This window comes from Streptomyces sp. NPDC050703 (genome assembly GCF_040654435.1).
Taxonomy (GTDB): domain Bacteria; phylum Actinomycetota; class Actinomycetes; order Streptomycetales; family Streptomycetaceae; genus Streptomyces.
The window spans coordinates 26,219-33,193 of record NZ_JBFAHX010000066.1; the positions used below are offsets into that span (position 1 = coordinate 26,219).

The 6,975-nt window shown below is 72.5% G+C and carries 5 protein-coding genes; all 5 read right to left on the minus strand.

Annotated elements, in window-relative coordinates; all coding sequences use genetic code 11:
* Positions 1-34: 34 nt before the first annotated feature.
* Positions 35-1,864, minus strand: a complete 1,830-nt coding sequence (htpG, locus tag AB0I16_RS34045; protein WP_363253539.1) for a molecular chaperone HtpG — start codon at positions 1,862-1,864, stop codon at positions 35-37.
* A 75-nt stretch (positions 1,865-1,939) separates the two neighbouring features.
* Entirely contained in the window at positions 1,940-3,916 is a 1,977-nt protein-coding gene (locus AB0I16_RS34050; protein ID WP_363253540.1) for a DUF5107 domain-containing protein, read from the minus strand.
* A 71-nt stretch (positions 3,917-3,987) separates the two neighbouring features.
* A complete protein-coding gene (locus AB0I16_RS34055; protein ID WP_363253541.1) occupies positions 3,988-4,542 on the minus strand; it encodes a GNAT family protein in 555 nt (184 codons plus the stop codon).
* 26 nt (positions 4,543-4,568) lie between these two features.
* Positions 4,569-4,805, minus strand: a complete 237-nt coding sequence (locus tag AB0I16_RS34060; RefSeq protein ID WP_363253542.1) for a hypothetical protein — start codon at positions 4,803-4,805, stop codon at positions 4,569-4,571.
* Between the two features lie 116 nt (positions 4,806-4,921).
* Positions 4,922-6,706 carry a CocE/NonD family hydrolase gene (locus tag AB0I16_RS34065; RefSeq protein ID WP_363253543.1) on the minus strand — a complete coding sequence of 595 codons (1,785 nt, stop codon included), beginning with the start codon at positions 6,704-6,706 and terminating at the stop codon, positions 4,922-4,924.
* Between the last annotated feature and the right edge of the window lie 269 nt (positions 6,707-6,975).

Here is a 6,975-nt window from a genome sequence, read left to right on the forward strand (position 1 = left end):
GTGAGCGGCGGCCGGCGCTGTCACGCGGTGCCGGTCAGAGCGTCTTGCCGAGGCGGTCGGCGAGCAGGGCGGCGAAGCGGGCCGGGTCGGCGAGGTCGCCGCCCTCGGCAAGCAGGGCGGTGCCGTACAGCAGCTCGGCCGTCTCCTTCAGCTCCGGGTCGTCCGCGCGCTTCTCGTGCGCCGCCCTGAGCGCGCCGACCAGCGCGTGCCCCGGGTTGAGCTCCAGGATGCGCTTGACGGGCGGCAGCTCCTGGCCCATCGCCTTGTACATCTTCTCCAGGGCCGGGGTCAGCCCGTCGTCGTCGCTGACCAGGCACGCCGGTGAGCTGGTGAGCCGGGTCGTCAGACGGACGTCCTTGACGTCGTCGAGCGTCTCGTTCAGCCAGGTCAGCACCGGCGCGTAGGCCTCGGCCTGCTCGGGTGAAGCCTCCTCGTCCGAGGTCAGGTCGACCTCGCCGCGGGCGATGGACCGGAACTCGGTGCCCGCGTACTCGCGGACGCCCTCGACCCAGATCTCGTCCACCCGGTCGGTGAGCAGCAGGACCTCGTACCCCTTGGCCTTGAACGCCTCCATGTGCGGGGAGTTCTCGATCTGCGCGCGGGTGTCGCCGGTCATGAAGTAGATCTTGTCCTGGCCCTCCGGCATCCGTTCGATGTAGTCGGCCAGGGTGGTGGGCTCCTCGCCTGCCGTGGAGGCGAAGGACGAGATGTCGAGGATCGCCTTGTGGTCCTCGGACGGGTCGAGCAGGCCCTCCTTAACGGCGGGGCCGAACTCGCGCCAGAACGTGCGGTACTTGTCGGCGTCCTTGCCCATCAGCTCCTTGATGGACGCGAGGATCTTCTTCGCGAGGCGGCGGCGGATGAGCTGGATGTGCCGGTCCTGCTGGAGGATCTCGCGGGAGATGTTCAGCGACAGGTCGGCGGCGTCCACGACTCCCTTGACGAAGCGGAGGTGGTCGGGCAGCAGCTCGCGGCTGTCGTCCAGGATGAACACTCGCTTGACGTAGAGCTGGAGGCCGTGGCGGGCGTCGCGCTGGTAGAGGTCGTGCGGGGCCCGCGCGGGCAGGAAGAGCAGGGCCTCGTACTCGAAGGTGCCCTCGGCCCGCATCTGGATGATGTCGAGCGGCTCCGACCAGTCGTGGCTGACGTGCCGGTAGAACTCGTGGTACTCCTCGTCGCTCACCTCGGAGCGCGGGCGGGCCCAGAGCGCCTTCATCGAGTTGAGGGTCTCGTCGCCCATCGTCACGGGGAACGAGATGAAGTCCGAGTACCGCTTGACGATCTCCCGGATCTTCGCCGCGTCGGTGTAGTCGTGGAGGCCGTCCTCCTGGTCGGTGGGGCGCAGGTGGAGGCGGACCGAGGTGCCTTCGGGCGCGTCCTCGACGGTCTCGACCGTGTAGGTGCCGTCGCCGTCCGACTCCCAGCGCACCCCGGCCGCCTCACCGGTCTTGCGGGTCAGCAGGGTGACCTTGTCGGCCACCATGAACACGGAGTAGAAGCCGACGCCGAACTGGCCGATCAGGTCGGCCGACTCCTTGCTCTCCTTGAGCCGGCGCAGCGTCTCGGCCGTGCCGGATCTGGCGATGGTGCCGATCAGGCCCACCACCTCGTCGCGCGACATGCCGATGCCGTTGTCCCGCACGGTGAGCGTGCGGGCCTCGGAGTCGGCCTCGATCTCGATGCGCAGGTCGTCCGCCTTGAGGCTCTCGTCCTGCAGACCGGCCAGGCGCCGCTTGTCCAGGGCGTCTGAGGCGTTGGAGATGAGCTCGCGCAGGAAGATGTCCTTGTTGGAGTAGATGGAGTGGACCATCAGCTCCAGCAACTGGCGCGCCTCGGCCTGGAACTCCAGCGTCTCGGTGCTCATGACTTCCCTTCTGGGTCGGTTCCCTTGCGATGCCCATATTTTCAGGGGACGGGGCTGTGCGCACGCATCGGGGTCTCACTCACCCGGGGGCCGGGTCCGGAAGTCGTAGCGGGGCGGCACCGGTTCGCCGCCGGTGGCCGCTGTCCACAGTTCGCCCGGGGTCTCGGCGCCCTCGCGCAGGTCCGCGGCCTCGAAGCCCTCGTCGAAGACGGCGCGCACCGCCGCCATGTCGCCCTCGGCGTGGCGGATGCGGGCCTCGACGAGGCGGAAGCGGCCCTCTGCCCTGGTCGTGGGGTGCAGCCGCCGCCACACCTCCCTCGCGGCTTCCGGGCGGTCGGCGGCGAGCAGGGCGGTGATGGCCTCCCTGCCCAGCGCGGCCGTCGCCGCGGTCCAGGCGACGCCGTCGTCGCGCCGCTCCTGGCAGAGGTCGTCGAAGGCCTCGGCGTACCGGTCGGCGGCCCGCTCGCCGTGGCCCTCCTCCTGGTCGGCGAAGGCGAGGCAGCGCAGCAACGGCCAGCGCGAGGGGGCGAGGGCGAGGCCGCGCTCCCAGCTCCTGACGGCCTGCGCGCGGTCGCCCGCGTGCCACTGGGCGACCCCCAGGTGGTACTCGGTGTGCGGGCGCGCGGGCGCCGTCTCCAGCATGTCGCGCCAGTGCCGCGCGACCAGCGTGGGCCCCGGCGGCGCCACCTTGCGCGGCTCGGGCACGGCCCCGGTGCGGAGCAGTTCGAGCCACGGCGTCTGCTCGGGGCCGAGCGTCGACTCCTCGAAGGGCGTGCCCGGCAGCTCGTACCCGGCCCGCAGCACCTCAAGGGCGCCCCATCCCGAGCCTGTCGCCAGCCGCTCCCCCGGCTCGGCGTCGGCGCGGGCCAGCCACGCCTCGTAGGCGGCGTCGACCGCCTCGCGCGGCAGGGCGTCGGCGAGCCGCGCGGCCACTTCGCCGCGGGCGCCCCGCCAGTCGCCGTGCACGCGGTCGGGCCGTGCCGTGAGCGGCCCGTAGGACTCCAGCCAGCTGAACTCCGCCTCGGCGTCCAGGCGTACGTGCTCCAGCTGGGTCCTCGCGAGGCCCGCCTGGATCTCCGCGTAGCCCCCGGTGCCGGGTTCGGTGAGCCAGCGCTGCCAGCGCCGGCCGCCCCGGCCCGAGCCCCAGACGAAGAGCTTGCGGCCGCGCGGCAGGTCGGTGGAGGTCTGGACGATGCCGTGCCCCTCCTGGTCGAGCGCGGCGATCCAGCGCCGGGCGCCGTCCGGCACGTCGTAGAAGTAGTCGGCGGGGTACTCACTGCGTTCGGGGTACGTCCGGTCGACGCCCTCCGCCTCGGGGACCGGCACCTTCCGCAGCCCGCCCGGGCAGGCGAACCGCCATGCCTCGTCGGCCGGGGCGAGCACCCTGCGCTCCTCGGGCACCGCGATGTTCGACCACCAGTAGACGGGGGCGGGCTTCTCGTGGGGGTTGCGCACGCGCACTCCCACGTGCAGGAAGTCGGAGTCCTCGGGGAGCCAGAGGTCCACCTGGAAGGGCAGGTCGCGCAGGCGTTCCCACTCCCACAGGCGCAGCATCTGCCCGCCGTCGGGCGCGGTGACCCTGGCGGCGTGGACGGGGGCGCAGGCCAGGGTGGTGTGTCCGGTGGCGCCGATGTTCCACTCGATGCCGCCGGAGAACCAGGCGCCGTTGAGCGCGAAGCCCGCGGGCTGGAGCACCGGGTTGCGGTAGAGGAGTTCGCGTCCGGTCGGCTTGTGCAGCAGGGAGTGGACCCGGCCGCCGTACCCGGGCAGGACGGTGGCGCGCAGCCGGTCGTTCTCGATGACGAGGGTGTCGAGTTCCGTCTCGGTGCGCTCGCGGCCGTACCCGTCGAGCATGCGTACGGGCAGGATGCTGCGCAGCGGTTCATGGCCGAGTTGGCGGGCCATGTCGCGCGGCAGGCCCTCCTTGTCGCGCTCGTCGGTCCTGTGCGCCGCGCGCGGGGGCCGCAGCGGCGGCAGCGGGTTCTCGGGGCCCAGCGGGGCGGCGGGCAGGGTGAGTACGTCGCGGCGCACGGTGGTCTTCACGATCACCATGGAACACGGTCGCCGGGGCGCCGAGAAGAGGGTCTCCGGGTCAGGTTCGCGCGGGGGCGCGCGGACCCCGCTCAGGAGGCCGCTCGGCCCGCCGTCCCGGCCGTCAGCGCCCAGCGTTCGTGGTCGCGCCAGGCCCCGTCGACGTGGAGGAAGTCCGGCGAGAAGCCCTCGTACCGGAAGCCGCGACGGCGCACGAGGGCGATCGAGGCGGCGTTGCCCGGCTGGATGTTGGCCTCCAGGCGGTGCAGGCCCAGCTCCGCGAAGGCGTACGCGACGACGAGCCCGAGCCCCTCGTCCATCAGGCCGCGCCCCGCGGCGTGGGCGAAGGCGCCGTAGCCGAGGGCCCCGCAGCGGAAGCCGCCGAGGACGATGTTGTTGATGTTGATGAACCCGGCGATGGCACCGCTGTCCCGCTCGCGGAGCAGGAAGCCCTCCCTGGCCGGGTCGTCGATGAGGGCGGTGGCGTAGGCGCGGTAGGCGTCGTCGGTGTGGGGCGGGAAGAGCCAGGGCCGGTGCAGTTCACGGCTCTCCCGCGCGCGTGCCGTGAACTCGGCCGCGTCGGCGAGGCGGAAGTGCCGTATCCCCACGCGGGGGCCCACGGCGAGGTCGACGGGTGTGTCGGGCATCGCTCCACGCTATCCGGGGTCCGCCGTCACCTGCGCCGCCCGATGAAGTAGGCGCCGCACAGGGCGCCGATGAGGCCCGTGGCGAGCAGGGCCGCCCACAGCGGCATGGTCACTTCGGGGACCAGCAGGCGGATCTTGGTGCTGCGGGTGTTCTCGAAGATGAAGACCAGGGTGAGGACGCCGATGAGGGCGACGACGACCCTGCCGGGCGTCACCATGCCGCCGCCGTCCTTCGAGCCGCGCTTGGCGGTCCTTGGGCTCATGGTGGACCCCTTCCGTCGGAGGTGTGCCTCCCCCGGCACCAGCATGGGCGGCCGGTGCCGGTTCGCGCGCGGCGAAGGTGCCTCCGGGACGCATCCCTGGGCCATACGGGTGAACGTCAGTGGCGGACCACCGGCAGGTCGAGGGTGCCGGTGTCACCGGGCGCGCTGGTCACCGTCACCGGCTTGACGCCCTTGTTCCCGCCGTACGCGCCGTCGCTCGCCGCCACCACGAGCCGCAGGCGGTGGCCCTTGGCGTAGCGGTGGACGATGCCGGGCAGCGAGACCGTGAACGGCTTCGTCACGTCGGGCACCCGTACCGGTGAGACGAGGCGGTGGACGAGCGTCCTCGTGCCGTCGGGCGCGACGTCGTACAGCTTGGCGAAGAGGACCAGCTTGTCGGCCGCGTCACCGGAGTGCTGCACCCGCTCGGTCCGCGGCGAGATCACCTTCAGCCGCGCCCGGGGCGTTCCCACCACGTCCACGGCGTCGGTGAAGGGCTCGGTGGTCCAGTCGAGGTAGGTGCCCTTCCTGTCGTACGGCGCGGGGTCGCGCAGGCCGAGCATCCCGGCGAGCGAGGACTCGGAGTGGCTGGTGGGGACCAGCCGGTTGCGGTACTCGCGGCTGCCGCGCGCCACCTTCGCGCGGTCGTCGACGAGCTTGCCGTCGCCGGAGAGGTAGAGCCTGCGGTGCGGTGCGGGGACGGTGCCGGCGGTGGCGTAGGTGTGCCGCGGGTCGTCGATCCAGTCGCGGTAGTAGGCGAAGGAGGGGCCGGTGTCGACGCTGGTGTCGCGGTGCAGGTAGCGGTCGAACCAGGCGAGGACGCGCTTGCCGACGTAGGAGGTCTCCAGGTTGCCCGCGCCCATGTTCAGTTCGCCGGAGGCCGGCTCGCTCTCGCCGCCGCTGTGGCCCGCGGACTGCCAGATCATCTTCGCGGTGGTGCCCTGCGCCCTGAGCGTCTTGTACGTCGCCTCGGCCTCGCCGAGGTTGAACAGGCTGTCGGCCTGGCCCTGCACGAGGAGGGTCGGCGTCCTGACGCGGTGGAGGTAGGAGACCGGGGAGACGCCGCGCGCGTACTCCTGGAGGGCCTTGGTCCGGTCGGCGGGGTAGCGGCCGGAGTTGAGCGTGCGGATCGTCTCGCAGGCCCGGGTGACGAAGTGCAGGCACTTCAGGGAGTTGACGCGGGAGGGGTCGAGGGCGGGCTGGAGCAGCGGCTGGCCCTCGCCGATGAGGAAGAAGCCGTTCATCCACTGCCACTTGGCGGCGCCGGGGACGCGGCGGTCGGCGGCGTTGTTGGGGTCGAGCGAGTAGGAGAGGTCGTGCCAGGTGACCATGGGGACGAGGGCGTCCAGGCGGTGGTCCACGGACGCCGTGGCGAGCTGGATGGCGCCGCCGTAGGAGCCGCCGATCATGCCGACGCGCGGGTCGCCCTCGCCGTCGGCGGTGACGTAGTCGACGGTGGTGCCGTCGTCGGCCGCGCGCTCGCCGGCGAGGAAGTCGACGAGTCCGGAGGCGGCCCTGCCGTCGATGCCGGGGTCGTCGAGGGAGATCAGGCAGCCCGACCTGCCGAAGCCGAGGCCGGAGTAGACGAGCGAGACGTAGCCGCGCTCGGCGAAGGCTCTGCCCGCCGCGGCGGTCCCGCCGTCGGACTTGCTGCCGCCGAAGCCGTTGGTCGTGAGCACGGCGGGCGCGGGGTGCGCGGCGTCCACCCCCGCGGGCCGGTACAGGTCGGCGTCGACCGTGCAGGTGCGGTCGCCGGCCGGGACGGTGAACCTGAGCGCGGTGACGGTGTACCGGCCCGGCGCGCTCGCCGCGGCCGGAGCGGCGACGGCGAGCGGCCAGGCGAGGGCCGCCGTGACGGCGAGGGCGAGCGGCGCGCGGGCCGGGGCGAGGCGACGGGACAAGGGGACCTCCACGCTGAGGACGGCCGGCGGCGGACGACGGCGGGCGCCCAGGGGCGGCAACCGGCGTCTACTGACCGGTAGGCACCGGTGGGTTCATGCTGTGACACGTGTCAGGCGAAGGTCAACGATCGTGACAGGGGTTTCTCCGTCGCCGGACAGGCGGGGCTTTCGCAACACGCCCTAGCTGTATTGACCCGCAGGGTTGTTGACGCGGTTGATGGGCGGCTGGCCGCCGAGTGCGGTGTGGCAGCGGTGGTGGTTGTAGGTGT

Excerpts from the sequence above, each read along its gene's own strand:
- htpG (WP_363253539.1), bottom strand. The coding sequence starts at position 1,864 with ATGAGCACCGAGACGCTGGAGTTCCAGGCCGAGGCGCGCCAGTTGCTG.
- AB0I16_RS34050 (WP_363253540.1), bottom strand. The coding sequence starts at position 3,916 with ATGGTGATCGTGAAGACCACCGTGCGCCGCGACGTACTCACCCTGCCC.
- AB0I16_RS34055 (WP_363253541.1), bottom strand. The coding sequence starts at position 4,542 with ATGCCCGACACACCCGTCGACCTCGCCGTGGGCCCCCGCGTGGGGATA.
- AB0I16_RS34060 (WP_363253542.1), bottom strand. The coding sequence starts at position 4,805 with ATGAGCCCAAGGACCGCCAAGCGCGGCTCGAAGGACGGCGGCGGCATG.